The 24385-nt window shown below is 73.4% G+C and carries 23 protein-coding genes, 1 tRNA gene and 2 pseudogenes; 10 read left to right on the top strand and 16 right to left on the bottom strand.

Translation table 11 applies throughout. From position 1 onward, the window contains the following. Positions 1 to 122: 122 nt before the first annotated feature. The 4 genes from V2S66_RS28020 to V2S66_RS28005 form a co-directional block, all read right to left on the bottom strand. On the bottom strand, positions 123 to 1031 hold the full coding sequence (locus V2S66_RS28020) for an anti-sigma factor (RefSeq protein ID WP_330799505.1): 909 nt from the start codon (positions 1029 to 1031) through the stop codon (positions 123 to 125). Further along, a complete protein-coding gene (gene sigK, locus V2S66_RS28015; RefSeq protein ID WP_330799504.1) occupies positions 1028 to 1615 on the bottom strand; it encodes an ECF RNA polymerase sigma factor SigK in 588 nt (195 codons plus the stop codon). Before sigK ends, V2S66_RS28020 begins: the two co-directional genes overlap by 4 nt. Before the next feature lie 156 nt (positions 1616 to 1771). Next, positions 1772 to 2440, bottom strand: coding sequence for a fasciclin domain-containing protein (locus tag V2S66_RS28010; RefSeq protein WP_330799503.1), 669 nt, complete (start codon positions 2438 to 2440; stop codon positions 1772 to 1774). Positions 2441 to 2596: 156 nt separating this feature from the next. Continuing rightward, positions 2597 to 4291, bottom strand: coding sequence for a molybdopterin-dependent oxidoreductase (locus V2S66_RS28005; RefSeq protein ID WP_413966504.1), 1695 nt, complete (start codon positions 4289 to 4291; stop codon positions 2597 to 2599). A gap of 599 nt (positions 4292 to 4890) precedes the next feature. Here V2S66_RS28005 and V2S66_RS28000 point away from each other — a divergent pair. Then, positions 4891 to 5037 carry a hypothetical protein gene (locus tag V2S66_RS28000; protein ID WP_330799501.1) on the top strand — a complete coding sequence of 49 codons (147 nt, stop codon included), beginning with the start codon at positions 4891 to 4893 and terminating at the stop codon, positions 5035 to 5037. Between the two features lie 139 nt (positions 5038 to 5176). On the opposite strand, the pseudogene V2S66_RS27995 reads toward V2S66_RS28000, so the two are convergent. Then, positions 5177 to 5263, bottom strand: a pseudogene (locus V2S66_RS27995) (SAM-dependent methyltransferase); the annotation flags it as partial. A gap of 328 nt (positions 5264 to 5591) precedes the next feature. On the opposite strand from V2S66_RS27995, the pseudogene V2S66_RS27990 reads away from it, so the two are divergent. Further along, positions 5592 to 5783 (top strand): annotated as a pseudogene (locus V2S66_RS27990) (DUF6907 domain-containing protein); the annotation flags it as partial. 15 nt (positions 5784 to 5798) lie between these two features. On the opposite strand, the gene V2S66_RS27985 reads toward V2S66_RS27990, so the two are convergent. Further along, a tRNA-Thr gene (locus V2S66_RS27985) sits at positions 5799 to 5872 on the bottom strand. 182 nt (positions 5873 to 6054) lie between these two features. On the opposite strand from V2S66_RS27985, the gene V2S66_RS27980 reads away from it, so the two are divergent. The 3 genes from V2S66_RS27980 to V2S66_RS27970 all read left to right on the top strand — a co-directional run bounded on the left by V2S66_RS27980 (position 6055) and on the right by V2S66_RS27970 (position 8621). Further along, positions 6055 to 7179, top strand: a complete 1125-nt coding sequence (locus tag V2S66_RS27980; protein ID WP_330799499.1) for an ABC transporter ATP-binding protein — start codon at positions 6055 to 6057, stop codon at positions 7177 to 7179. A 163-nt stretch (positions 7180 to 7342) separates the two neighbouring features. Continuing rightward, positions 7343 to 7771, top strand: coding sequence for a hypothetical protein (locus tag V2S66_RS27975; RefSeq protein ID WP_330799498.1), 429 nt, complete (start codon positions 7343 to 7345; stop codon positions 7769 to 7771). Between the two features lie 103 nt (positions 7772 to 7874). After that, positions 7875 to 8621: a nucleotidyltransferase family protein gene (locus V2S66_RS27970; protein WP_330799497.1), complete on the top strand. Its 747-nt coding sequence runs from the start codon at positions 7875 to 7877 to the stop codon at positions 8619 to 8621. 338 nt (positions 8622 to 8959) lie between these two features. On the opposite strand, the gene V2S66_RS27965 is transcribed toward V2S66_RS27970, so the two are convergent. The 6 genes from V2S66_RS27965 to V2S66_RS27940 all read right to left on the bottom strand — a co-directional run bounded on the left by V2S66_RS27965 (position 8960) and on the right by V2S66_RS27940 (position 15396). After that, positions 8960 to 10624: a DoxX family protein gene (locus V2S66_RS27965; RefSeq protein WP_330799496.1), complete on the bottom strand. Its 1665-nt coding sequence runs from the start codon at positions 10622 to 10624 to the stop codon at positions 8960 to 8962. A gap of 121 nt (positions 10625 to 10745) precedes the next feature. Continuing rightward, positions 10746 to 11705 carry a 23S rRNA (guanosine(2251)-2'-O)-methyltransferase RlmB gene (gene rlmB / locus V2S66_RS27960; protein ID WP_330799495.1) on the bottom strand — a complete coding sequence of 320 codons (960 nt, stop codon included), beginning with the start codon at positions 11703 to 11705 and terminating at the stop codon, positions 10746 to 10748. Positions 11706 to 11848: 143 nt separating this feature from the next. Continuing rightward, positions 11849 to 13243, bottom strand: a complete 1395-nt coding sequence (gene cysS / locus V2S66_RS27955; protein WP_330799494.1) for a cysteine--tRNA ligase — start codon at positions 13241 to 13243, stop codon at positions 11849 to 11851. A 115-nt stretch (positions 13244 to 13358) separates the two neighbouring features. Next, a complete protein-coding gene (ispF, locus tag V2S66_RS27950; RefSeq protein ID WP_330799493.1) occupies positions 13359 to 13871 on the bottom strand; it encodes a 2-C-methyl-D-erythritol 2,4-cyclodiphosphate synthase in 513 nt (170 codons plus the stop codon). Further along, the gene (gene ispD, locus V2S66_RS27945; RefSeq protein WP_330799528.1) at positions 13861 to 14592 is read right to left on the bottom strand and encodes a 2-C-methyl-D-erythritol 4-phosphate cytidylyltransferase; all 732 of its coding nucleotides are present in this window, start codon (positions 14590 to 14592) and stop codon (positions 13861 to 13863) included. The genes ispF and ispD overlap by 11 nt, the downstream gene beginning before the upstream one ends. 321 nt (positions 14593 to 14913) lie before the next feature. Further along, the gene (locus V2S66_RS27940) at positions 14914 to 15396 is read right to left on the bottom strand and encodes a CarD family transcriptional regulator (RefSeq protein WP_033174074.1); all 483 of its coding nucleotides are present in this window, start codon (positions 15394 to 15396) and stop codon (positions 14914 to 14916) included. Positions 15397 to 15846: 450 nt separating this feature from the next. Between V2S66_RS27940 and V2S66_RS27935 the strand changes: the two genes are divergently transcribed. Beyond that, a complete protein-coding gene (locus V2S66_RS27935; protein ID WP_330799492.1) occupies positions 15847 to 16443 on the top strand; it encodes a DUF461 domain-containing protein in 597 nt (198 codons plus the stop codon). Between the two features lie 106 nt (positions 16444 to 16549). On the opposite strand, the gene V2S66_RS27930 is transcribed toward V2S66_RS27935, so the two are convergent. Beyond that, positions 16550 to 17230, bottom strand: a complete 681-nt coding sequence (locus V2S66_RS27930; protein ID WP_330799491.1) for a response regulator transcription factor — start codon at positions 17228 to 17230, stop codon at positions 16550 to 16552. Further along, the gene (locus tag V2S66_RS27925) at positions 17227 to 18525 is read right to left on the bottom strand and encodes a sensor histidine kinase (protein ID WP_330799490.1); all 1299 of its coding nucleotides are present in this window, start codon (positions 18523 to 18525) and stop codon (positions 17227 to 17229) included. Before V2S66_RS27925 ends, V2S66_RS27930 begins: the two co-directional genes overlap by 4 nt. 182 nt (positions 18526 to 18707) lie before the next feature. On the opposite strand from V2S66_RS27925, the gene phoU reads away from it, so the two are divergent. Beyond that, positions 18708 to 19388 carry a phosphate signaling complex protein PhoU gene (gene phoU / locus V2S66_RS27920; RefSeq protein WP_330799489.1) on the top strand — a complete coding sequence of 227 codons (681 nt, stop codon included), beginning with the start codon at positions 18708 to 18710 and terminating at the stop codon, positions 19386 to 19388. 580 nt (positions 19389 to 19968) lie between these two features. After that, positions 19969 to 20505 carry a hypothetical protein gene (locus V2S66_RS27915; protein WP_330799488.1) on the top strand — a complete coding sequence of 179 codons (537 nt, stop codon included), beginning with the start codon at positions 19969 to 19971 and terminating at the stop codon, positions 20503 to 20505. 72 nt (positions 20506 to 20577) lie between these two features. Here the strand turns inward: V2S66_RS27915 and V2S66_RS27910 are convergent, their stop codons facing one another. Then, positions 20578 to 21228, bottom strand: a complete 651-nt coding sequence (locus V2S66_RS27910; RefSeq protein ID WP_330799487.1) for a DUF4231 domain-containing protein — start codon at positions 21226 to 21228, stop codon at positions 20578 to 20580. A gap of 243 nt (positions 21229 to 21471) precedes the next feature. Between V2S66_RS27910 and V2S66_RS27905 the strand changes: the two genes are divergently transcribed. Then, complete coding sequence (locus tag V2S66_RS27905; protein WP_330799486.1) at positions 21472 to 22116, top strand: GNAT family N-acetyltransferase; 645 nt, start codon at positions 21472 to 21474, stop codon at positions 22114 to 22116. Between the two features lie 81 nt (positions 22117 to 22197). On the opposite strand, the gene V2S66_RS27900 is transcribed toward V2S66_RS27905, so the two are convergent. Continuing rightward, positions 22198 to 22959, bottom strand: a complete 762-nt coding sequence (locus V2S66_RS27900) for a phosphoglyceromutase (RefSeq protein ID WP_330799485.1) — start codon at positions 22957 to 22959, stop codon at positions 22198 to 22200. Positions 22960 to 23045: 86 nt separating this feature from the next. On the opposite strand from V2S66_RS27900, the gene V2S66_RS27895 reads away from it, so the two are divergent. Beyond that, positions 23046 to 24374 carry an MDR family MFS transporter gene (locus V2S66_RS27895; protein WP_330799484.1) on the top strand — a complete coding sequence of 443 codons (1329 nt, stop codon included), beginning with the start codon at positions 23046 to 23048 and terminating at the stop codon, positions 24372 to 24374. Positions 24375 to 24385: the final 11 nt, after the last annotated feature.

The raw sequence follows: 24385 nt of genomic DNA, 5'->3' as shown, positions 1-24385 counted from the left end.
GATTGGTCCCGATGCGGCGGACCGCGCCGCGCGGCGGCCGCACGGCGGCGTGAGCGGGGCGGCGCCGCCGTGGCCGCCCGTCACAGCCGGCCCGTCACGGCCGGCCCGTCACAGCGGGGCCGTCACAGCGGCAGCAGCGCCAGCGGCGCACCGGTCGGCGCGGGCGAGCCGCCGTGGGGCTCCGCGGTCACCCCGACGGCGTCGGCGCCGGCGGTGGTGCCCGCGAGCAGCACCGAGCCGCTGCCGGAGCCGGCGGTCGAGCCGGGGGCGACCAGGCCGGCCGGGACCATGGTGCCGTCGTGGCTGAACCACAGCTGGTAGACGCGGGCGTCCGGCAGCCGGGGCAGGTCGTGGTAGAGCACGGCCGCCTTCCCCAGCCGGGCGGACGCCACCACGGTCGCGGTGCCGCCGCCGGTCAGCGCGCGGGTGTGGAAGGTGGCGTCCGGCGCGGACGCCACGGCGGCGACCGCCGTCGCCTGCTGCTCGGCGCGCGCGGCCCGGCCCTGCGCCAGGTCCGCCTGGTGCCGCGCGTCGACCGCGACGCCGGCGGCGACGGCCGCCGCGAGGCAGGCCGCGGCCACCAGGGCGGGCAGCCGGTAGCGGTGGCGCCGGGGCGCCGGGAGCGGGATCACGCCGGGCACCGGCGGCCCGGCCGGCCGGCCGCCCGCAGCGGACGGGCCGGCGCCCGGCGACCGGCGCGGCGCAGTGCCGGATGCCGGCTGCGCGGGACCGTCCGCGCCCTCGGCGGGCCCGGCGGTGCCGAAGGGCAGGGTGCCGTCCGCGCCCTCGGAGGTCAGCGGCGGCAGCTGGCGCACCTCGGGGAGGGCCGCCAGCACCCGTACCCGCATCCGCGCGGGCGGCGCCTCCGCCACGGCCAGCGCCAGCCGGGCCGCGGTCTCGCGCAGCTCGCGCACCTCCTGGGCGCAGGCCCGGCAGCGGGCCATGTGCCGGACGAACTCGCCCGACTCCGGGCCCGAGAGCGCGTCGAGGGCGTACGCCCCGGTCAGCGTGTGCAGGTCGTCGACGGTCACGCGGCCACCCCCAGGCAGTCGCGGAGCCGGATCAGGCCGTCCCGCAGCCTCGTCTTGACGGTGCCGAGGGCCACGCCGAGCAGGTCGGCGGTCTCCCGGTAGGTGTAGCCGCGGTAGTACGCCAGGGTCACCGACTCGTGCTGCAACTCGGTGAGCTGCTGGAGGCAGCGCCGCACCTGCTCCCGTTCGAGCCGCCGCTCCACCTGCTCGGCGACCTCGTCGAAGGGGGTGCCGCGGTCGCGCAGCGCGGCCTTCTGGTCGCGGTCGGCCGAGGCCTGCGCGGAGCGGACCCGGTCGACCGCGCGGCGGTGGGCGAGCGTCATGATCCACGCCATGGCGCTGCCCTGCCGCGGGTCGAAGCGGGCCGCGCACCGCCAGACCTCGATCAGCACCTCCTGGGCGACCTCCTCGGACTGCGCCGGGTCGCGCACGATCCGCCGCACCAGGCCGAGGACGCCTCCGGCGACCGCGGTGTAGAGCGTCTCGAACGCCTGCTGGTCGCCCCGGGAGACGCGGTCGAGCAACGTCTCCAGTGCTCCGGAGCGGGGCTCCGGGTCCTGGTCGTCGCGTGCCGCCACGCGCATGGACACCTCCGTCGGTGAGTCGGTCAGCAGGCATTCGCAGCCGTCGCCGGCCCGGATTGGTCGCGTCAGGTCACAGCCGCGGCACGGCGCCATCCTCCGCTCCCGCGCCGCGCTCCTCCCCCGCGCTCGCCGCCGCGCCCCTTGCGCGGCCGCGGGTCACTCGCTCGGCGGCATCAGAACGGTGTCGATGATCTGCACGGTCGCGTTCGCCGTCGTCACATTGCCGCACACCACGTTGGCGCTGTCGTTGACCTTGTACGACTCGCCGGAGCCCGCGGTGGTCAGCTTGCCCTTCTCCAGCGTGGTGTACGTGCCATGGGCCAGGCCCTCGGGCGCCTTCACCGGCTGGCCGACCACGTGGTAGGTGAGGATCTTGGTCAGCATCGCCTTGTCGGCCAGCACCTTGTCCAGGGTGGCCTTCGGCAGCTTGGCGAAGGCGTCGTTGGTGGGCGCGAAGACGGTGATGTTCTGCGCGCTGTTCAGCGTGTCGACCAGGCCCGCCTTCTTCACCGCGGCGACCAGTGTGGACAGCGCCGGGTTCGCCGAGGCCGCGGTGGCCACCGGCGCGGTGGACATCCCGTCGAAGCTGCCCGCGCCGGTCTTCGGCACCGCCGCGCAGCCGGGCCCGAAGGGCTGGTTCATCGCGGCGGCGGAGGTGGCGGGGGCGGGCGCGGACGTGGTGGCCGGCGAGGAGGCGCTGCCGGCGGCGTTCGACGAGGTGCCCTTGTCGCCCTTGTCGCTGCTCGAACAGGCGGAGAGGGCCAGCGGCAGCACGGACACCGCGGTCGCGGCGACGAGGAGACGGCGGGCGGAGAAGGTACGCATCAGAGAACTCCGATAAGAGGGGGTGGGTGGAGAAGGAAAGGCTTCTGCCGGACACGGGGTGAAGAGGCGTGGACCGGGTGGTCCGCGGTCACGGGCGGCGGCCGCCGGGACAGGGGGTGCCGGGGCGGGTGGCGCCGGGCCCGGGCCAGGGGTGGGTCAGGTCACGTTGACCACCACCGAGTGCCAGCCGGTCGCGCCGTCGGGGATCGTCCCGACCCGGTGCTCCGGTTGCGTGCGGCCCTCGCGGTCCGTCGCGCGGACCTCCAGGGTGTGCTCGCCGGGGGTGGCCTCCCACGGCCACACCCACTGCCGCCAGGTGTCGGCGGAGTCCTGCGCGCCCAGCCGCGCGGCGCGCCAGGGGCCGCCGTCGACCCGTACCTCGACGCGGTCGATGCCGCGGTGCTGCGCCCAGGCCACCCCGGCGACCGCCACGGAGCCGGCCGCCGGGGCGGCGAACGGCTTGGGCGTGTCGATCCGCGACTCGGTCTTGATCGGCGCCTGCCGCGACCAGCTCCTGCGCACCCAGTACGCGTCGTACGCGTCGAAGGTGGTCAGCTCCAGGTCCTGGAGCCACTTGCACGCGGACACGTACCCGTACAGGCCGGGGACGACGACGCGCACCGGGAAGCCGTGGGCGAAGGGCAGCGGCTCGCCGTTCATGCCGACGGCGAGCATCGCGTCCCGCCCGTCCATGACGGTCTCCACCGGCGAGCCGATGGTCATGCCGTCCACGGAACGGGCGACCAGCTGGTCGCTCCGCCCGCCCTCCGACGGCGGCCGCACCCCGGCCTCGCGCAGCACGTCGGCCAACCGCACGCCGATCCAGCGGGCGTTGCCGGTGTACGGGCCGCCGACCTCGTTCGACACGCAGGTCAGCGTGATGTCCCGTTCGATCAGCTCGCGGCCCAGCAGGTCGGCGTAGCTGAGGCTCAACTCCTCGCGTACGCCCCGTCCGTGCACGCGCAGCCGCCAGGTGGTCGCGTCCACCTTCGGCACGACCAGGGCGGTGTCGACGCGGTAGAAGGCGGAGTTGGGGGTGGTGAAGGGGCTCAGGCCGGGCACCCGCAGGTCGGCGCCGGCCGGCACGGGCCGCGCGGGCGAGGCGGGCCGCGGCAGGACGACCGCACCGCGGGAGGCGGTGGCGGCCGCGCCGTGGCGGCTGTTGAGGGTGCGGCCCAGCAGCCCCGCGCCGGCGGAGGCGGCCGCGGTGGAGGTCGCCGCGAGGACGAAGCGGCGGCGGTCGAAGGAGGCGGGTCCCGGGTCGGGGGCGGGGGCCGGTGCGGGGGCCGGGTCAGGTGCGGGGGCCGGGTCGGGTGCGGCGGCCGGGTCGGCTGCGGGGGCCGGCGGCGCTTTCCGGAGCGCCAGGAAGCCGGACAGCAGCCAGAGCGTGGCCGCGCCGACCAGGGCGCCGGCCGGCGGGGGCAGCACGTCCAGACCGTGCCGGTCGGGCCGGCTCGCGGCCGCGAGCACGCCGACCACGCCGAACACCAGCACCGCCGCCGACGCGGACCGCCGGTACCGCAGCGCGGCCACGCCCAGGACGAGGGCGAACAGCGCGAGCACCACGACGATGCCGGACTCCAGCACCAGTTTGTCGTTGGTGCCGAAGTGCCGTACCGCGTAGTCCTTCAGAGCCGGCGGCGTGCGGTCGATCATCGCGCCGCCGACCGTCACGACCGGACTGGCCTGGGGCCGCACCGCGGACGCCACCAGCTCGGCGACACCCAGCGCGGCGGCCCCCGCCAGCAGCCCGGACAGCGCGCCCAGGACAAGCCGCACCGCACGCTGTCCGGCCCCAGCGCGCGCCCGATCGTGCGGGGCCCCTGGCAGCGGCCCCCGCACCTCGGTCATGGCCCCCGCGGGACGGGCGGGCGCCTCGCGCCGGTCGTCGGTCATGTCCGCTCTTCGCCACCGACGCCCCGGCGGATTGGTCCATCACCCTGACGAGTGAGATCCCGCCGGGCGGGTTGCCGCCGTTTCTCCACACCGGTAGGGGGCCGTTGATGTTCCCTGCCGCCCGGCCCCGGGTCGCCGCCGACCGGGAGGACCGGCGAACGCGTCACGCGTAGGGCAGCGGCGTCGCGGTGTCCAGGTCGAGGTCGAGGTCGAACGGCCGGGGGATGCAGAGGTCTTCAACCCGGCCTCGACCACCAGCGAGAGCGGGATTCCCCTCACGGGGTGGTCCCTGACCTTGCCCACCCAGTCGTTCTCGGGGTTCGACGGCGCGACCAACTCGACGGCCAGGGCCGCGGTCTCCGCGGGGACCTGGTTGTCCGTCGTCTCCAGAACCCCGGCCGGCAGATAGGCCAGGCCGGGGTTGCGGCTCTTGCCCACGCCGGGCGACACGAGGTCCGTGTTCTCGCTCGGCACCAGGTCACCCGGGCTGTGCGCGTCGAACTGCCTCGCAGCCAGTGCTCCATGGCGCGGAAGGACGTGCCGCCAGGACGGGCGTGGGCGTCTCCCGCGTCTCCCAGATCGAACACGGCGAGGCCGCCTCGCTCGACGTCACCGCACGCCACGTCGAAGCGCTCGGTGGGCGACTCGGCCTCGTTCCCGGCTTCGGCGACCACACGGTTCGCATGCCGGCCAGCGGCTGAAACAGCGCTGGCGCGTAGGCGACGGAGTTCCGGATCAGCGCAAGGGCGGTCGCCGTGCCGAACGGTGCACACCGTGGGTGGAGTCCCGACCCGGCACGTGGCCGACGGTCGGGCCCGCGCGCGCCGGGGCGCCGACCGGTCACTCGCCCGCGTAGCCGATCGCCAGGAGGTGGGAGCTGGCCGCGAGGAGTTCGGGGTAGGGCTCGGCGAGGCGGGCGGCGGTCAGCCTGCAACTCCTCTCCACCGAGGTCATCGCCAACGCCATCCACCACACTTAGACGCCCTGCGCGGTGACGGTGCGATGGACCGGGTCCCGGGTACGGGTCGAGGTCACCGACTCCAGCCCCGTCCATCCGAAGCCGGCAGCGGTTCGCCGGATGCCGAGGACTGGCGAGGTCTGATGCTGGTGGAAGCGCTCGCCGCGGACCGGGGCAGCTTCGCCGAACCGGCCGGGAAAGTGGTCTGGTTCGAGGTCGCCTCCAGCATCCGGCCCGCGCGACAGGAGCAGCCGCCTCCCGGGAGCACGCCGGGGGCACGGGCGATCACGACCCGACCCCCGCCTCCGAGTCCCCGTGGTCAACCTCCAGGTCAGCGTCGGACGCTGGATCCTCGGCCTCGACCCGGACGGCCTCGCCGACATCGCCACCAAGCTCCGCGCACACGCCGACCTGCTCGACCACACGGTCCGCCCCACCCTCGTCGCCGCCCGCGACGACTGGGCCGCCCACCACGCGGAGACGCCCTGACCAGGCAGAAAAAAGAGCCCCCTGTCGGGTTCGAACCGACGACCTACGCTTTACAAGAGCGTCGCTCTGGCCAACTGAGCTAAGGAGGCGCAGGGGGCAGTGTACCGGGCGCGGTTCGCGGGGGTGGCGAAATCGATGCCGAAGGGCTGGTGACAAGGGGCGATCCGGCAGGTAGCGTCACGAGCGGTCCGGTGTTATCGGACTAGACCACTACTTTCCTTTACTCGGATCGTCCGGCACGTTCCTGCCGGTGAAGGGACTGCACCCAGTCATGGCAACTGTCACGTTCGACAAGGCGACCCGGATCTACCCGGGTGGCGACAAGCCCGCGGTCGACGGCCTGGAGATCGAGGTGGGCGACGGCGAGTTCCTCGTCCTCGTCGGCCCGTCCGGCTGCGGCAAGTCGACCTCGCTCCGCATGCTCGCGGGGCTGGAGGACGTCAACGCCGGCGCCATCCGCATCGGTGACCGCGACGTCACGCACCTGCCGCCGAAGGACCGGGACATCGCGATGGTGTTCCAGAACTACGCGCTGTACCCGCACATGACCGTCGCGGACAACATGGGCTTCGCCCTGAAGATCGCCGGCATCAACAAGGCGGAGATCCGCAGGCGCGTCGAAGAGGCCGCCAAGATCCTCGACCTCTCCGAGTACCTGGCCCGCAAGCCGAAGGCGCTCTCCGGCGGTCAGCGCCAGCGTGTCGCGATGGGCCGCGCGATCGTCCGCGAGCCCCAGGTCTTCCTGATGGACGAGCCGCTGTCGAACCTCGACGCCAAGCTCCGCGTCCAGACCCGTACCCAGATCGCCAGCCTGCAGCGCCGGCTCGGCGTCACCACCGTCTACGTCACCCACGACCAGGTCGAGGCCATGACGATGGGCGACCGGGTCGCGGTCCTCAAGGACGGCCTCCTGCAGCAGGTCGACAGCCCGCGCAACATGTACGACCGCCCCGCGAACCTCTTCGTCGCCGGCTTCATCGGCTCCCCCGCGATGAACCTGGTCGAGGTCCCGATCACCGACGGCGGCGTGAAGTTCGGCAACTCCGTGGTGAGCGTGGCGCGCGACGCCGTGCAGGCCGCCGCCGACAAGGGCGACAAGACGGTCACCGTCGGCGTCCGCCCCGAGCACTTCGACATCGTCAACGGTGAGAGCAGCACCTCCGCGCTGTCCAAGGACGCCCCCGCGGGCCTGGCCGTCACCGTCAACGTGGTCGAGGAGCTCGGCGCCGACGGTTACGTGTACGGCTCCGCCCAGGTCGGCGACGAGCACAAGGACCTGGTCATCCGGGTCGGCGGCCGGCAGATCCCGGAGAAGGGCTCCGTGCTCCACGTCGTGCCCCGTGGCGGCGAGACCCACGTCTTCGCGACCTCCTCCGGCGAGCGTCTGAGCGACTGAGCGCGGCGCCCCGCAGCGGGCGGCGCCAACTGATCGCATAGGTGCGCAAATCGGGCCTTCCGGGTGCGTTCGTCAACAGACGAACGCACCCGGCGGCATTTCCCCTCCCTCGTCAGAGTGACTAAATGTCGCCAAATCATCACCGGCCGCTACCATCCGATGCGTGAACCAGGTAGCACGCCGTCTCGGCAAGACATTCGCGCTCGTACTCCCGGTCGTTCTCGTCCTGTCGGGAACGCTCGCCGTCACCCGCGTCCCATGGGCCGCCTCGACGTCGGACGCACAGGTACTGACCGCGTCCGCGAAGAGCCAGCATCAGACGGCGGCCGAAGTGGCCGCCAAGGCCCCCCAGGAGGCTCTGCGCCAGCGGCTGCTGGCCGAACTCCAGGAGAAGGACCCAGGGGTGGCCCTGACCGACCTCCAGGTCGCCATGGCCCGTCACCCGTCCCTCGCGGGGTACTGCACGTCCATCGCGCGCTCGCTGGGCCGCGCGGCCGTCGCCAAGTACGACGGCGCCACCCGCCGCGCCCAGTCGTGGTCGCGGCCGGTGTGCGACACGGCGTTCGCCACCGGCGTCGCCTCGGTCGGCTGACCCGTCCCCGCCGGCCGCCCGCGCGGGCGGCCCGGCGTCCACCGCCCAGGCGTGCGGTCCGCCCTGCGCGGGCCGCACGCCCCCGTCGCATAAGGTGCGCTCCATGACGAGCGCCGACCACCCCGCACCGCCGCAGCACGACGTCACACCGGTCACGCAGGCCGTCCTGCTGGCCGGCGGCCAGGGCTCCCGGCTGCGGCCCTACACCGACGACCGGCCCAAGCCGATGGTCGAGATCCCCGGTACGGGCACGCCGATCATCGGCCACCAGCTCGCCTGGCTCGCCCAGGAGGGCGTCACCGACGCGGTGGTCTCCTGCGGGCACCTCGCCGAGGTCCTCCAGGAGTGGCTGGACGCCACGCCCCTGCCGCTGAACGTCACGACGGTCGTCGAGAGCGAGCCGCTCGGCCGCGGCGGCGGACTGAAGTACGCGGCCGCGTCGCTGCCCCGGCCGCACGAGCCGTGGTACGCGACCAACGGCGACATCTGGACCCGGTTCTCGCTCCGCGAGATGGCCGAGTTCCACGAGGAGCGCGACGCGGTCGCCACGCTGGCGCTGGCACGCCCCAGGATTCCGTGGGGCGCGGTGGAGACCAACGAGTTCGGCCAGGTGCTCGACTTCATCGAGTCGCCCCCGTCGCCGTTCCTCATCAACGCCGGCGTGTACGTCTTCTCGCCCGACTTCACCGGGCTGCTGCCGGATCACGGCGATCACGAGCGGACGACCTTCCCCCGCCTGGCCCGGGAGCGCCGGCTCGCCGGCTTCCCGATCCCGCAGGGGGCGTACTGGCGGGCCATCGACACCGCCAAGGATCTTCGCGAGGCGGCAAGGGAACTCGGCGCGGGCTGATCCGGCGCGCTCCGCCCCCTTTGCGCGCTACGCCGCGCTGTTCGCGGGAGTACGCCGCCGGTGGCGGACTGCGTCCCGCCGTCCACGCGGCTCAGCACCGCCGTGGCTCGACGCGCAGTTCCCCGCGCCCCCGAAAAACCGCCCGCAGCGGGCCGCGCCCCGCTGTCCACGCGGCTCAGCACCGCCGTGGCTCGACGCGCAGTTCCCCGCGCCCCCGAAAAACCGCCCGCAGCGGGCCGCGCCCCGCCGTTCGCGCGGGTGCGCGCAGCGCCAAGGGGATGGTGCCCGCCGGGGGCAGGGGGCCGGGCCGGCGGGCGTCGGGAGGGGGGTGGGTGGGTTCAGGCCGCGCCGGCGGGGGTGGAGGGTGCGGCGGGGAGGCCGAGGAGGAGGCCGGTCGGGGAGTGGGAGCCGAGCAGCCCGCCGATGGCGCCCTGGCTGGGCTTCGCGGTGGGCGGGGGCGGCGGGGGCGCCTGGGTGGGCGCCTGGGTGACGGGCGGCTGGGAGCCGGCGCCGGTGGAGCCGGAACCGGAGCCCGAGCCGGTCGGCGTGCCGCCGGACCCGCCGGTCGACGAGCGGCCGGGGACCGGGGCGCCGCCGGTCGCCCGGTGGGTGCGCGGCGCGGTCGTCGGCGCCTGCGTGGCCTGCTCCTCGTGCTCTTCCTTCTTCTTCGCCCGCGCGGACGCGGACGGCGAGGGGGTGCCGCCGTCGCCGGCGCCGCCGGAGACCTCCGGCAGCGGCGAGCCGGGCAGGTTGTTGGTCGGGACGACCGCCGGGCCCGGCCGGTCCTCGTGGGTGCTGGTGGCCCGCACCGCGGTCCCCAGCACCGAACCCACGAGCAGCGTCGCGCCGATGATGACGGTGGCCAGCACCGCGCCGCGGCGCAGCACCCGCCGCCGCAGGTCCCACAGCGCGACCCGCGGGCCGAGCCGCCGCCACGCGTCGCCGGCCAGCCGGCCGTCGATCGAGTAGACCGGCGCGCCGGCGATGACCAGCGGGCTCCACGCGGCCAGGTAGATGAAGTCCGGTGCGTCGTAGACCGGGACGGTCCGCCAGCTCACCGTCACCAGCAGCGCCACGGAAAGGCCCGCGCCGAACACCGCGGCGACCCGCTGCCACAGGCCGCAGACGGTGAGCACGCCGACCACGACCTGGAGGAAGGCGATGCTCAGTCCGGCGCCCACCGGGTGGCTGAGCGCCGCGTCGCGCAGCGGCTCCGCGAGCGCCCACGGGTGCAGCGAGGTCAGCCAGGTGACCATCGAGCCGCGCCTGCCGCCGTCGAAGTAGACGGGGTCGCAGAGCTTGCCCATGCCGGCGTAGATGCAGACGAAGCCGAGGAAGACGCGCAGCGGCAGCAGCACGATGCCGAGGTTCATCCGGCGGCCCGGGTACCAGGCGTGCTTGACCGGCTCGCCACGGCGGTTGCGGGGCCGTTGCTCGGCCTCGGCGGCGCCGGGCCCCTGGTGGCCGTCGTAGCCCGCGTAGCCGTCGGGTTCGTAGCCCCGGTAGCGGCTGCGGTCCTGGCCGTCGCCGCCGGTCCAGCCGACCACCGGCTCGTCCTCGCCGCCGCCGCGCCGCGGCAGCAGGCCGGTCGGCGAGGGCGCGCTGCGCTGTCCGACGACGGTGGGAACGGCGGGCGGCAGCACCGACGTGTCGTCGACGCGCGGCAGCACCTGCGTGGCCGTGCCGGGCGCGGCGCGGCGGACCGCCTGGAGCAGTTCGCCTGCCAGGGGGTCGCCGGGGGCGCTCTGGCCGGACCACACCACGGGCGCCGCGCGGCGCCGGCCGGCGCTCTGCGGCACGACGGGGATCTTCGTGGTGGCGTCGATTCCGTCGGAGCCGAGGGCCCGGGACGAGGTCGCCCCCAGCTGCACCCGGAAGCTCGCGTGATTGACGATGACCTGGGCGGGATCGCTCGGGACCCGAGGCATCGTCAGCACACGCTCGTCGAAGCCGGGCGCCCCTCCCCCCGAGGGAGTGCGGGGTGTTCTGGTGTCCACACTCATCTAACCGAGTGACACACCGTTTAGAAACGGCTTCGGAGCGTGCTTGCTGTCGGAGCCCCGACAAGGCGCGCGCCCGCGCGCCCCCACCGCGCCCCGGGCGCGATCCGGCGGGCGCCCGGCGTCAGGCCCTGCGGCGGGACGCCTCGTAGAGCACGACACCGGCGGCCACGCCCGCGTTCAGCGACTCGGCGCCACCCGGCATCGGAATCCGCACCAGCAGGTCGCAGGTCTCGCCGACCAGCCGGGACAGGCCCTTGCCCTCGCTGCCCGCGACGATGACGACCGGGCCGGAGAGCGCCTCCAGCTCATGGAGTTCGACGTCGCCGTCCGCGGCGAGGCCGACCACGGTCAGCCCGGCCTTCTGGTACGCCTCCAGGGTGCGGGTCAGGTTGGTGGCCCGCGCCACCGGCACCCGCGCCGCGGTGCCCGCCGAGGTCTTCCACGCACCGGCCGTCATGCCGGCCGCGCGCCGCTCCGGCACGACCACGCCGTGGCCGCCGAACGCCGCGACCGAGCGGACCACCGCGCCGAGGTTGCGCGGGTCGGTCACCCCGTCGAGCGCCACGATCAGCGGGTCCTCGCGGCGGTCCGCGGCGGCCGCGGCCAGGTCCTCGGGGTGGGCGTACTCGTACGGCGGGATCTGCAGCACCAGGCCCTGGTGGTTCAGGCCCGCGGTGATCCGGTCGAGTTCGGGCCGCGGCGCCTCCAGCAGCGGCACGCCGCGGTCGGTCGCGAGCCGCAGCGCCTCGCGGACCCGGTCGTCGCTGTCGATGAACTGCTGGACGTAGACGGCGGTGGCCGGGATCTCCGCGCGCAGCGCCTCGACCACGGGGTTGCGGCCGACCACCATCTCGGAGGTGGCCTTCGCGCCGCGGCCCGACGGCCGCCGCGACTGCCCAGAGACCGCGGCGCGGCGGGCCTGCGCGCCGGCGATGCGGTTCTTCTTGTGGCCCTTGCGCGCCTCGGCGGGCGGCGTCGGGCCCTTGCCTTCGAGGCCCTTGCGCCGCTGCCCGCCGCTGCCGACCGTGGCGCCCTTCTTGTTGCTCGTACGGCGGTTCCTGCGCTGGCTGTTGCCGGCCATGGGACTCTCTCACTTCTTCGGTCGAGCTGAACTGACGTCGGGCGCGGCGGTGTTCGGCACGCCGGGCCGCCGCGGGGGACCCGGGATCGGGACCCGGGAGCCGGCCCCGGATCGGGGAGCCGGATCAGGGCCCCGGGGGCGGATCAGCTCCTGAGGGTCCAGCGCGATCCGGTGGGCGTGTCCTCGATCTCCAGCCCCGCCTGGACCAGTTCGTCGCGGATCGCGTCGGCGGTGGCGTAGTCCTTGCGGGACCGCGCCGACTGCCGCTGGTCGAGCACCAGCCGGACCAGCGAGTCCACCACGCCGTGCAGGTCGTCGCCGCGTGCGGCGCCGGCCCACTGCGGGTCGAGCGGATCGAGACCCAGCACTCCGAGCATCGCACGGACCTCGGCCAGCCGCGCGACCGCCGACTCCTTGTCGTCGGCGGTCAGCGCGCTGTTGCCCTGCCGGACGGTGGTGTGCACAACGGCGAGCGCCTGCGGGACTCCGAGGTCGTCGTCCATCGCTTCGGCGAAGGCCGGCGGTACCTCGGCTGCGGGAGCGACGGTCTTGCCCGCCTTCTCCGTGACCCGCTGTACGAAGCCCTCGATCCGCGCGAACGCGGCCTCGGCCTCCCGCAACGCCTCCTCGCTGTACTCGATCATCGACCGGTAGTGCGGGGTGCCCAGGTAGTAGCGGAGCACGATCGGCCGCCAGCGCCTGACCATCTCGGAGACCAGCACCGAGTTGCCGAGCGACTTGCTCATCTTCTCGCCGCTCATGGTGACCCAGGCGTTGTGCACCCAGTACCGCGCGAACTCGTCGCCGTACGCCTTGGCCTGGGCGATCTCGTTCTCGTGGTGCGGGAAGATCAGGTCGATGCCGCCGCCGTGGATGTCGAAGACCGGGCCCAGGTACTTGTGGGCCATCACCGAGCACTCCAGGTGCCAGCCGGGCCGGCCGCGGCCCCACGGGGTGTCCCAGGACGGCTCGCCGGGCTTGACGGCCTTCCACAGGGCGAAGTCCCGCTGGTCGCGCTTGCCGGTCTCGCCGTCGCCCTCGGGCTGGCGGAGGTTGTCCAGCTCCTGGTTGGACAGCTGCAGGTAGTCGCCGTAGGACCGCACGTCGAAGTAGACGTTGCCGTCCGCCTCGTACGCGTGGCCGCGCTCGATGAGGCCCTGCATCATCTCGATCATCTCCGGCACGTGGCCGGTCGCCCGCGGCTCGTACGTGGGCGGCTGGCAGCCCAGGACGTCGTAGCCCGCGGTGAAGGCCCGCTCGTTCTCGTACCCGATCGACCACCAGGGGCGGTCGAACTCGGCGGCCTTCCTGATGATCTTGTCGTCGATGTCCGTCACGTTGCGGACGAAGGTGACGTCGTAGCCGCGGTAACGGAACCACCGCTGGAGGATGTCGAAGTTGAGGCCCGACCTGATGTGGCCGATGTGCGGAGCCGCCTGCACGGTCGCGCCGCACAGGTAGATCGAGACACAGCCCTGCGTGAGCGGGATGAAGTCACGGACCTGGCGCGCGTTGGTGTCGTACAGGCGAATAGTCACGCCATCAAGAGTATCGGCCCGGGGTGCGTGCCTTGTGCCGTCTGCCACACGCCTCACACAACAGTGACAATCGCTACCCGGCGGGGGTGCGGTCCACCCCGGTGGACCGCGGCCGCTACACCCGTACGACCAGCGCGGTGGCGATCGCCGCGAGGCCCTCGCCGCGGCCGGTGAAGCCCAGGCCGTCGGTGGTGGCGGCGCTGACCGCGACCGGGGCGCCCACCGCTGCGGACAGCACCTTCTGCGCCTCGTCCCTGCGCTTGCCGATCTTGGGGCGCTGCCCGACGACCTGCACCGCCACGTTGCCGATCACGAAGCCCTCGGCGCGCACGATGCGGGCCGCCTCGGTGAGCAGGGTGACGCCGGACGCGCCGGACCACTGCGGCCGGCCGGTGCCGAAGTGCGCGCCGAGATCGCCGAGTCCGGCGGCGGAGAACAGCGCGTTGCAGGCGGCGTGCGCGACCACGTCGGCGTCCGAGTGGCCGGCCAGGCCGGGTCCCTCGCCCTCCCAGAGCAGGCCCGCGCACCACAGCTCGCGGCCCTCCTCGAAGGCGTGGATGTCGGTGCCGACGCCGACCTGCGGCAGCGCCGGGGCGGCGGGCCGGCCGGCGGGCGGTTCAGTAGCCATCGGTGGCCCTCCTGCGGGCGAGCACGGCCTCGGCCAGCACCAGGTCGAGCGGGCGCGTCACCTTGAACGCCTCCTCGTGGCCGGGCACCACGAGCACCGGCACACCGAGCTGCTCGACCATGCTCGCGTCGTCCGTGACGTCCTCGGTGACCGTGGCGTGCGCCTTGGCCAGGGTGGCCCGGTCGAAGCCCTGCGGGGTCTGCACCGCCCGCAGCAGCGCGCGCTGCGGAGTGCCGGTGACCGTGTGGGACGCCGGGTCGACGCTCTTGACGGTGTCGGCGAGCGGCAGCCCGGGGACGACGGCGGGCGCGCCCGCCCGTACCGCCTCGACGACGCCCTCGACGGTCTCGACCGGCACCAGCGGGCGGGCCGCGTCGTGCACCAGCACCACGTCGACGTCGTCCGGCAGGGCGGCCAGGCCCAGCCGCACCGACTCCTGCCGGGAGTCGCCGCCCGGCACCACCCTTATGTCGGTGGACTCGGGCAGCCCGTGGGCGTCGAGCAGCGCCCTGACCTCGGCGGCGCCCTCCGGGGGCGCGACCACCACGAGCACCTGGACGGCGCGGACGCGCGCCATCGCGCGCACGGCGTGGACGAGGATCGGCACCCCGCCCAGGGTGCGCAGCGCCTTGGGGGCGCCGGGGCCGAGCCGGACTCCTCGTCCGGCGGCGGGAATGACAGCGGCGGTACGCAGGTTTGTGTCCTTGTGTGAGGTGGGTATCGCTTGGAGGTACCCCCGGCGGGAGACCGGGGACACGGCGCGGTGCGCTTCCCGACCCCTTCCGTGAAGTCGGGGGAGCGCGGCCGTACCGGTTCCGTGCGACGAGCCGGACCCCGTGCGTGTGACGTGCACGGGTCGGCTCCGGGGTACGCGTGCGAGTGCAAGCATGCCGCAGCACCCGGCCGTTGCGTTCGACCGGGTGCCGCGGCAGGTCCCCGGACCGCCGTCCGGGGGTTGCGTCAACGTTTGTCCGGCGTCACAGGGGGTGTGGGTTCGGCACACCTCGGCGACGCGGTACGAGAACGTCCGAAAGGGACGGTCTTACGACGCGAGGACCTCGTCGAGCAGCGCTTCGGCCTTGTCCTCGTTGGTGTTCTCCGCGAGGGCCAGCTCGCTGACCAGGATCTGCCGCGCCTTGGCGAGCATGCGCTTCTCGCCGGCGGACAGGCCGCGCTCGCGCTCGCGGCGCCACAGGTCGCGGACGACTTCCGCGACCTTGATGACGTCACCGGAGGCGAGCTTCTCCAGATTTGCCTTGTAGCGCCGAGACCAGTTGGTGGGCTCCTCGGTGTACGGCGCGCGCAGCACCTCGAAGACCCGGTCCAGACCCTCCTGACCGACCACGTCGCGTACGCCGACGAACTCCGCATTGTCCGCGGGCACACGTACCGTCAAGTCGCCCTGGGCGACCTTGAGCACCAAGTAGGTCTTGTCCACGCCTTTGATCTGGCGAATTTCGATGGCCTCGATCAGCGCGGCCCCGTGATGGGGATAGACCACGGTGTCGCCAACCTTGAACGTCATGTGACAGGTACCCCTTCCGTGGCTATCCAGGGTAACACGGGAACGGCTTCTTCTGAATGGCGTTTTCGCAGGTCAGGGCATATCTCGGGGCTTGACAAGGGGCCCTGGGACGTGCTGGAGGGTGCCGCCTCGGCGAGGTATCCGCAGGTCGGAGCACATATTCGGGGACCCGGAAACACGGCCTTCACAGGGGGTCAGAACCCCGAACAAGGGGCGATACGTCCGCATTTGTCACTCCCGAGTGAGTGAGTCGTCGCTACTCCGTTCGGGTTCTCGGACGCCGAAGATCCAATTTTGCACAGTCATGGAAATCCGCCCGCGCGACACTCGCCGATCACCCGGCGAAGTGATCACGTTAAAGGGGCGGGCCCGGTGCGCGGCCCGGCGGCGGCCTCGGTAATCTAAGGCCGCCAGAAGATCTTCCGTTCCTGACCGAGGAGATGCGCCGCCGTGGTCCGCAGCTTCCGTCGCGGCGCTGTCGCCGCCGTACTCGCGCTCTCGCTTGCCCCGCTCGCCGCCGCCTGCGCGGCCGGGAACGGCGCGGCGACTCTGGAGGTCCAGCCGGACAGCGCGTCGGCGTCCGCCGGCCCCGTCACGGTCCAGAACGCCTACGTGCTCACCCAGACGGACGGACCGGCCACGGTCTCCGCCCGGCTGTTCAACAACGGCTCGTCCGACCAGACGCTCCAGTCCGTCCAGCTCGGCGGCGGCGTCTCCGCCACCCTGTCCGGCAAGGACGGCGGCCAGACCGTGACCGTCCCGGCGCACGGCACCGTGCTCCTCGGCGGCAAGGGCAACGCCGCGGCGACCGTCGCCACCGGCCAGGAGGCGCTGCGCGACGGCGACGTGCAGACCGCCGTCTTCACCTTCAGCGGCGCAGGACCGCTCTCGGTGCCGGCCAACGTCACCCCGGCGGTCGGCTTCCTGGAGCCGTACGGCCCCAGCTCCACGCCGACCACCGGCGCGCCCACCTCGACGGCCACGCCGCTCAAGCCGACCAGCACCCCGAACGACACGGCGACGCCGACCGGCACGCCCACCTCGTGACGCGCTGACGGCTAGCGGCTGACGGCTGCGGCTGACACGAACGGGTGAGGGGCCCGGCACCAGATGGTGCCGGGCCCCTCACCCGTTCGTCGCTCCGGCCTCCGGCCTACGGCTCGAACTTGTAGCCGAGACCGCGGACCGTCACCAGGAAGCGCGGCGCCCCAGGGTCCGGCTCGATCTTCGCGCGCAGCCGCTTGACGTGCACGTCGAGGGTCTTGGTGTCGCCGACGTAGTCCGCGCCCCAGACCCGGTCGATGAGCTGCATCCGGGTGAGCACCCGGCCCGCGTTGCGGAGCAGCATCTCCAGCAGGTCGAACTCCTTCAGCGGCAGGTCGACCTTGCCGCCGCCGACCGTCACCACGTGCCGGTCCACGTCCATCCGCACCGGGCCCGCCTCCAGGGCGGCCGGCGAGATCTCCTCGGGCTCGCCGCGGCGGCGCAGCACCGCGCGGATCCGGGCGACCAGCTCCCGCGAGGAGAACGGCTTGGTCACATAGTCGTCCGCGCCTATCTCCAGGCCGACGACCTTGTCGATCTCGGAGTCCTTGGCGGTCACCATGATCACCGGGACATTGGACTTGAGCCGCAGCTGGCGGCAGACCTCGGTGCCGGGCAGGCCCGGCAGCATCAGATCGAGCAGCACCAGGTCGGCGCCGTTGCGCTCGAACTCGTCCAGCGCGTCGGGCCCGGTCGCGGATATGGCGACCTCGAAGCCCTCCTTGCGCAGCATGTACGACAACGCGTCGCTGAAGGACTCTTCGTCCTCCACGACAAGTACGCGGGTCACGGAAGGACCTCCGGGGCAGGGATGTGTTCGGGGAGGGTCTGGAAAAGCTGGTCTTCCGACGGCACGTCGGGCCCGTCAGGCCCGTCGGCCGTCTCGGCGTCGGGGTCCAGGCCGGGCGGCAGCGCCCGGTCGCGGGCGATCCCGGCCTCGGGAAGACGCAGGGTGAAGGTGGAGCCCTGACCCTCGGCGCTCCACACCGTGACCTCCCCGCCGTGCGAGGCGGCCACGTGTTTGACGATGGACAGGCCGAGCCCGGTGCCGCCGGTGGCCCGCGAGCGCGCCGGGTCCACCCGGTAGAAGCGCTCGAAGACCCGGTCGCGGTCCTTCTCGGAGATTCCTATGCCCTGGTCCGTCACGGCGATCTCGATCAGATCGCCCCCGGTCGCGCCGATCCGGCGGCCGGCTATCCCGACCCTGGTCCTGGCCGGGGAGTAGTTGACGGCGTTCTCGACGAGATTGCCGAGAGCGGCGGCGAGCTGACCCCGGTTTCCCCAGATGTAGAGGTCGGGGGTGGTTCCGGTGGCCATGGTGATCTGCTTGGTGTTGGCCTGGTGGCGGCAGCGGTCGACCGCCTCGGCGACGAGGTCGTCGACCGCGACGGGTTCCGCGTCGTCGAGCAGGTCGTCGTTCTGCACCCGGGACAGGTCGATGATCTCCTGCACCAGGCTGGTCAGCCGGGTGGCCTCGATCTGCATCCGCCCCGCGAACCGGTTGACCGCCTCGGGGTCGTCGGCCGCGTCCATCACGGCCTCCGACAGCAGCGAGAGCGCGCCCACCGGGGTCTTCAGCTCGTGGCTGACGTTCGCCACGAAGTCCCGCCGCACGGCTTCGATCCTGCGGGCCTCGGTGAGGTCCTCGACCAGCAGGAGCACCAGCCGGGACCCCAGCGGGGCGACCCGGGCGGAGACCGCGAGTCCCTCGCCGCGGCCGGTGCCGCGGCGCGGAAGATCGAGTTCGACCTGCCGTATCTCACCGTCCCGCCGGGTCTCGCGAGCCATCTGCAGCATCTGGTCGACGGCCAGCCGGCCGCCCCTGACCAGCCCGAGGGCGTACGCCGCCGAGCTGGCCTTGACCACCGTGTCGCCCTCGTCCAGGACGACAGCCGACGAGCGCAGCACCGACAGCACGGTGTCCACACCCGGTGGCAGCACGGCGGTGCTCTGATCAGGTCTCATCGCGGTACGGGTCGGGCGGGCCTGTTCCCGTTCACTCCAGCGGAACGCGAGCACGGCGATGACGCCGGTCAGCAGACCGGCGATCGCACTGGCTGCGGCGACTGCCGCGTTCACGTCCATGGCTCCAGGTTAAGTGGCCCGTTCACGCACTCCACAAGCCTGGGAGACACCTCTCGGATGTACGTTGCCAAGAGTTCACCTTCACGTAGGGGCTGATTCACTCCGGGTGCGCGGCCGGTACGCGTACACCCATCAGCGTGACAGCGTGGAGGAGACGCCTCTGTACAGACGGAAGGACAGCGATGCGGGACGCATACCACGAGGAGCTGGACTCGATCGGTGACGGGCTGGTCGAGATGGCCAGGCTGGTCGGGTCCGCGATCGGCCGAGCCACCACCGCTCTGCTCGACGCCGACCTCAACGTCGCGGAGAGCGTGATCGCGGCCGACGAGAAGGTCGACGACCTCCAGCGCCAGCTGGAGAACCGGGCGATCACCCTGCTCGCCCGCCAGCAGCCGGTCGCCACCGACCTGCGGATCGTGGTGACCAGCCTGCGCATGAGCGCAGACCTGGAGCGTTCGGGCGACCTCGCCCGGCACGTGGCCAAGCTCGCTCGGCTGCGCTTCCCCGAGTCCGCGGTGCCGCGCGACCTGCACGCCACCATCCTGGAGATGGGCCAGCTCGCACAGCGGCTGGCCGCCAAGGCCTCCGAGGTCATCATCACCAAGGACGTGGACGACGCCCTGCAGCTGGAGGCGGACGACGACCGCATGGACGAGCTGCACCGCACCCTCTTCCAGCACCTGCTCGACGACCGCTGGAAGCACGGCATCGAGACCGCGGTCGACGTCACCCTGGTCGGCCGCTACTACGAGCGCTTCGCGGACCACGCGGTGTCGGTGGCCAAGCGCGTCGTCTACCTGGTGACCGGCGAGCACGCCGACGAGCTGTCGCCGGCGCCGACGGCGGTGGAGGGGGCGTAGCCCCGCGCGTGCCGGGGCGCCGCCCCGCGCGTCCGCGTGCCGGGCGTGCGGCGGCAGCGCCCCGGCGCGCGGGAGGCCGCGGCGCCGGCTCATTGCCCTCGTGCGCCCTTGCTGCGCCGTGTCCCGCGGGGCTTCACTGGGCGCAGGCAAGCCTGAGGAGGGTGCAGTGATGCCGGAGTCCCGCACGCCACAGCCCGTCGTACGCGAGCAGTCCCCGCCCGACGCCGCCCCACACCGGACCCCGCTCCCGCTCGCCGCCGCGTGCGGCTGCGGTTCGGGCTGCGGCTGCGGCTGCCAGTCCGGCGGCCCCTGCCAGTGCGGCGGCTGCGCGCCGTAGGTTCCGCCGTAGGTTCCTCTTCCCGCGCGTCTCGTTCCCGCGCGTCTCGTCGAGGGCTCCGCCCGGCTCCGGCCGGCGGGGCCCTCCGCGCGTGGCGCCGCCGGGGTGGCGGACGGCTTCATGTCCGGACCACGGGTCGGCGTCGAGTCGGCTTCGAGTCGGCTTCGGCGGGGCCGCGCGGCGTCATCCGGTCGTAGCGTCGCTCTTGCACGGGCGGGTGGCCCGAGGGGCGGGGGGCGTTCGATGACCAGGGGAGTACGGGCCGGCAGGACCGGTGGGCGCGTGGTGGCGGCGGGCGTCGCGGTGTGCGGCCTGCTCGGCCTGACCACCGGCTGCACCGTACCGGTCGGCGCGGTGACAGGAATCACGGTGACGCCCGACGGAAGCCCGGTCGGTGTCATCCGGACCTGCGGCCACGCCATCGACGGCGCGACGCTCTACGTCTCCGCCGACGATCCGGCGAAGGAGACGGAGAACGGCAAGTGGACGAGCCGCGTCCCGCTCTCCGGCCTCACCACCTGGCCGCTGGCCGCGGCCGGACCCGGGTGGACCACGCGGCGGCCGCTCACCCCGCTGGCCGAGCACACCGTCTACACGCTCTACGGATGGACCAGCGACAACTCCTCGTCCGCCGCCGCCGTCGACTTCACCCCCGCGGACCTGCGCGCGCTCAGCCCGGCCCAGGTCCGGTACGACGCGCCCGGCCTCCCGGACGCCGACGCGGACGGCCAGGTCACCGTCGCTCTCAGTGCTTTCCGCGCGCACGCCTGCGAGCACTGAGTCCGGCGGGGTTCCGGCGGGCTCGGGCGGATTCCCACGGGGTTCGCCCGAGGCGGGCGACGGGGGGAGTTTTCAGGCGCCGACCGGGGCGGGGCCGTCGGGCGCGCGGACGGCCTCCGGGTCGTCCGGGGCGTCTGGGGCGTCCGGGCTGTCCGGGCCGTCGGGGGCGCTCGGGTCGCTCCGGCCGTCCGGGCCGTCCGGGCCGTCCGGGCCGCCGACCTCATCCGGGCCGTGGCGGCGACGGCCCAGGGACGTGCGGATCTCCAGCGCGGACCCGACACCGGCGAAGTAGCTCTCGTGCTCCTGGCTGAGGGCGTCGAAGAGCGAGGCCAGCGTGGCCTTGGTGATCTCCAGCGCGTGGCGCTTCTTCTCCCTCGGCGACTGGGAGCCGTGGATGATCGTGATCAGCTCCAGCTCCCATTCGCCGAGGACCCGGGAGAGGAAGACGTTCTGCCCGCGGTACGTGCCCCAGTTCTCGCGCCAGCCGAAGAACGTGCCCAAGGCCGTGCACACCGCGATGACCACGCTGAAGGTCGCCTGGAGGGCGACGGCGTTCTGGGTCTGCGGGTAGAGGAAGAGGAGCGGGAAGGTCACCCCCAGCACCACCTCGACGCATCCGAACAGCCGGAACCAGAACCCGAAGCCGCGGGCCAGCCGCCGCGAACGGTGATGGTGGGTGACGAGGAAGCGGCGCACGATGCGGTCGCACTCCGGGAACTGCACCCCGATCTCGTCGTGCCATCCGGTGAGCGGATCATCCGACCGCCGCCCCCGTCGTACCGACCAACGCCCCACAGTCGCCCCCACCCCGGGCCCCCGCCCCCACCGCACCACATCCCGTCCCGCCGGAAGTTGTACCAGAGGGACGCCCTCACCAGGGACAGTTCCGGCAATTCCCCCCCCCGGAGCCGCCTCGCGGACGGAAAACCGGATGCGGCTCCCGGGCGGGCTGGCTACCGTCCGGGCGTGGCCCACACCTATCCCCCGCTGAACGTCGAAGTCCGCACGCCACGCGTGACGCTGGCCGGCGCGTCCGACGAACTGCTCGAGCGCCTCGTGCCGCTCGTGCGGGCCGGGATCGCCGACGCCGAGCCGTGGCCGTTCGACGACCCGATCTCGTTCTACGCCGACAGTCCCGAGCGCGAGTGGCGCTGGCTGCGCGCCGTCTGGGCGGGCCGCGCCCGCGTGAGCCCGGACGCGTGGCGGCTGTACTTCGCCGTGCTCGTCGACGGCGAACCGGTCGGCATGCAGGACCTGATCGGCAGGAACTTCACCCGGTTCGGCACGGTCTCCAGCTTCTCCTGGCTGGCCCCCGGCAACCGTGGGCAGGGGCTGGGCAAGGAGATGCGGGCGGCGATCCTGCACCTGGCCTTCGCCGGGCTGGGCGCTCGCGAAGCCGGCAGCGACGCCTTCGTCGACAACGAGGCGTCCAACCGCATCTCCCGCGCCCTCGGCTACGAGCCGAACGGCACGGACTGGGACACCCGGCGCGGCGAGCCCGCACGGATCCAGCAGTGGCGCCTCACCCGCGAAGCGTGGCAGAAGCACCGCCGCGACGACATCGAACTCACCGGCACCGCCCAGTGCCTCCCCACCCTGGGCCTGGCCTAGCCCACCCCCCTCCCCCGGACCCACGAACGCCCCCGCCCCGCGGACAATCCCGCAGGCCGGGGGCGCTTCAGCGAAGACGGACTACTTCTTGCCCTGGTTCTTGACCGCCTCGATCGCCGCCGCGGCGGCGTCCGGGTCGAGGTAGCGGCCGCCGGGGGTGAGGGGGCGGAAGTCGGCGTCCAGGTCGTAGGCGAGGGGGATGCCGGTGGGGATGTTGAGGGCGGCGATGTCCGCGTCGGAGATGCCGTCGAGGTGCTTGACGAGGGCGCGCAGGGAGTTGCCGTGGGCGGCGACGAGGACGGTGCGGCCGGCGAGGAGGTCGGGGACGATGCCGTCGTACCAGTACGGCAGCATCCGGTGCACGACGTCCTTGAGGCACTCGGTGCGCGGGCGCAGCTCCGGGGGGATCGTCGCGTAGCGCGCGTCGTCGGACTGGGAGAACTCGGTGCCGTCCTCGAGCGGCGGCGGCGGGGTGTCGTAGGAGCGGCGCCACAGCATGAACTGCTCCTCGCCGAACTCCGCGAGGGTCTGCGCCTTGTCCTTGCCCTGGAGCGCGCCGTAGTGCCGCTCGTTCAGCCGCCAGGAGCGGTGCACCGGGATCCAGTGCCGGTCGGCCGCCTCCAGCGCGAGCTGGGCGGTGCGGATCGCCCGCTTCTGCAGCGAGGTGTGCACGACGTCGGGCAGCAGGCCGGCGTCCTTGAGCAGCTCACCGCCCCGGACCGCCTCCTTCTCTCCCTTGTCGTTGAGGTTCACGTCCACCCAGCCGGTGAACAGGTTCTTCGCGTTCCACTCGCTCTCGCCGTGGCGGAGCAGGATCAGCTTGTACGCAGCAGCAGCAGCCATGCCGCTGAGCCTAATGGAAATGCCGTGGCGTCTCGCGACCCGCCCTGTGTAATCTTCACTCGGCGGATACGGCTATTACAGGGGGCATGGTGGGGACTGCGACACGGGCGCTGCGGGAGACGGTCGGCGGTCTTCCCCGCCAGTTCTGGTGGCTGTGGACCAGCACCCTCATCAACCGGCTCGGCGGCTTCGTCGTCACCTTCCTCGCCCTGTACCTGACCGTGCAGCGCGGCTACTCCGCCTCGTACGCCGGACTGGTCGCCGCGCTCTACGGGCTGGGCGGGGCGGGCGGTGCGGTGCTCGGCGGGGTGCTCGCCGACCGGTTGGGCCGCCGCGGCACCCTGCTGGCCGCGCAGCTCGGCGCGGCGCTGACGACCGCGGTGCTCGGCCTGGTCACCGACCCGCTGGCCATCGCCGGGGTCGCCATGCTGGTCGGCCTGACCAGCAACGCCTCCCGCCCGGCGCTCCAGGCGATGATCGCCGACCTGGTCCCGCCGCAGGACCGGGTACGCGCCTTCGCCCTCAACTACTGGGCGATCAACATCGGGTTCGGCGTCTCCGCCGCCGCGGCCGGCTTCATCGCCGCCGAGGGCTACCTCTGGCTCTTCCTCGGCGACGCCTTCACCACCGCGCTGTGCGCGCTCGTGCTCTTCGCCAAGGCGAAGGAGACCCTCGCCCCCGCCCCCGGTCCTCTCCCCGCCACCACCACGGCGGCGGGACAACCGGCCGCCGCACCGCGACGCACCCCCGCCCTCCGCCTGGTCGACGTCCTGCGCGACCAGCGCTTCATGGCCGTGGTCGGCCTGACCTTCCTGCTCGGCAGCGTGATGCAGCAGGGGTCGTCCACGCTCGCCGTCGACATGGGCGCGCACGGGCTGTCCGCCCGGCAGTACGGCCTGGTCGCCGCGATCAACGGCGTGGTGATCGTCGTCCTGCAGATCCCGGTCACCCGGGCGCTGCGCGCCCGGAACACCGCGGGCCTGCTCGCGGTCGGGTCGCTGCTGCTGTCCTGGGGCTTCGGGCTGACCGTCTTCGCCGGCTCGGTGGGCCTGTACGCGCTGACCGTGGTGGTCTGGACGCTCGGCGAGATCGTGCACGCGCCGGCCTCGATGTCGGTGGTCGCCGACCTCGCGCCGGCCACCGCGCGCGGCCGCTACCAGGGGATGTACACGCTGTCCTGGTCGGCGGCCGCGTTCGCGGGACCGCTGGTCGGCGGCCTGACGCTGGACCTCCTGGGCCGCGGCGCGGTCTGGGCGGGCTGCGCGGTGGTCGGCACGGTCGCCGCCGCGGGCTACTACCTGCTGCTGCGGGTCCGCCCGGCGCCGCTCGCCGTCGCGGGGATCGGTCTCGCCGCCGACACCGGGGCCGGCACCGGGGTCGGCACTGCGGCGCCCGCACCGACGCCCCGCCCCTGAACGCCCCACCG

Source organism: Actinacidiphila polyblastidii, from assembly GCF_036353415.1.
Classification (GTDB): Bacteria; Actinomycetota; Actinomycetes; order Streptomycetales; family Streptomycetaceae; genus Actinacidiphila; species Actinacidiphila polyblastidii.
This window is presented reverse-complemented; position numbering and strand designations above follow the sequence as displayed.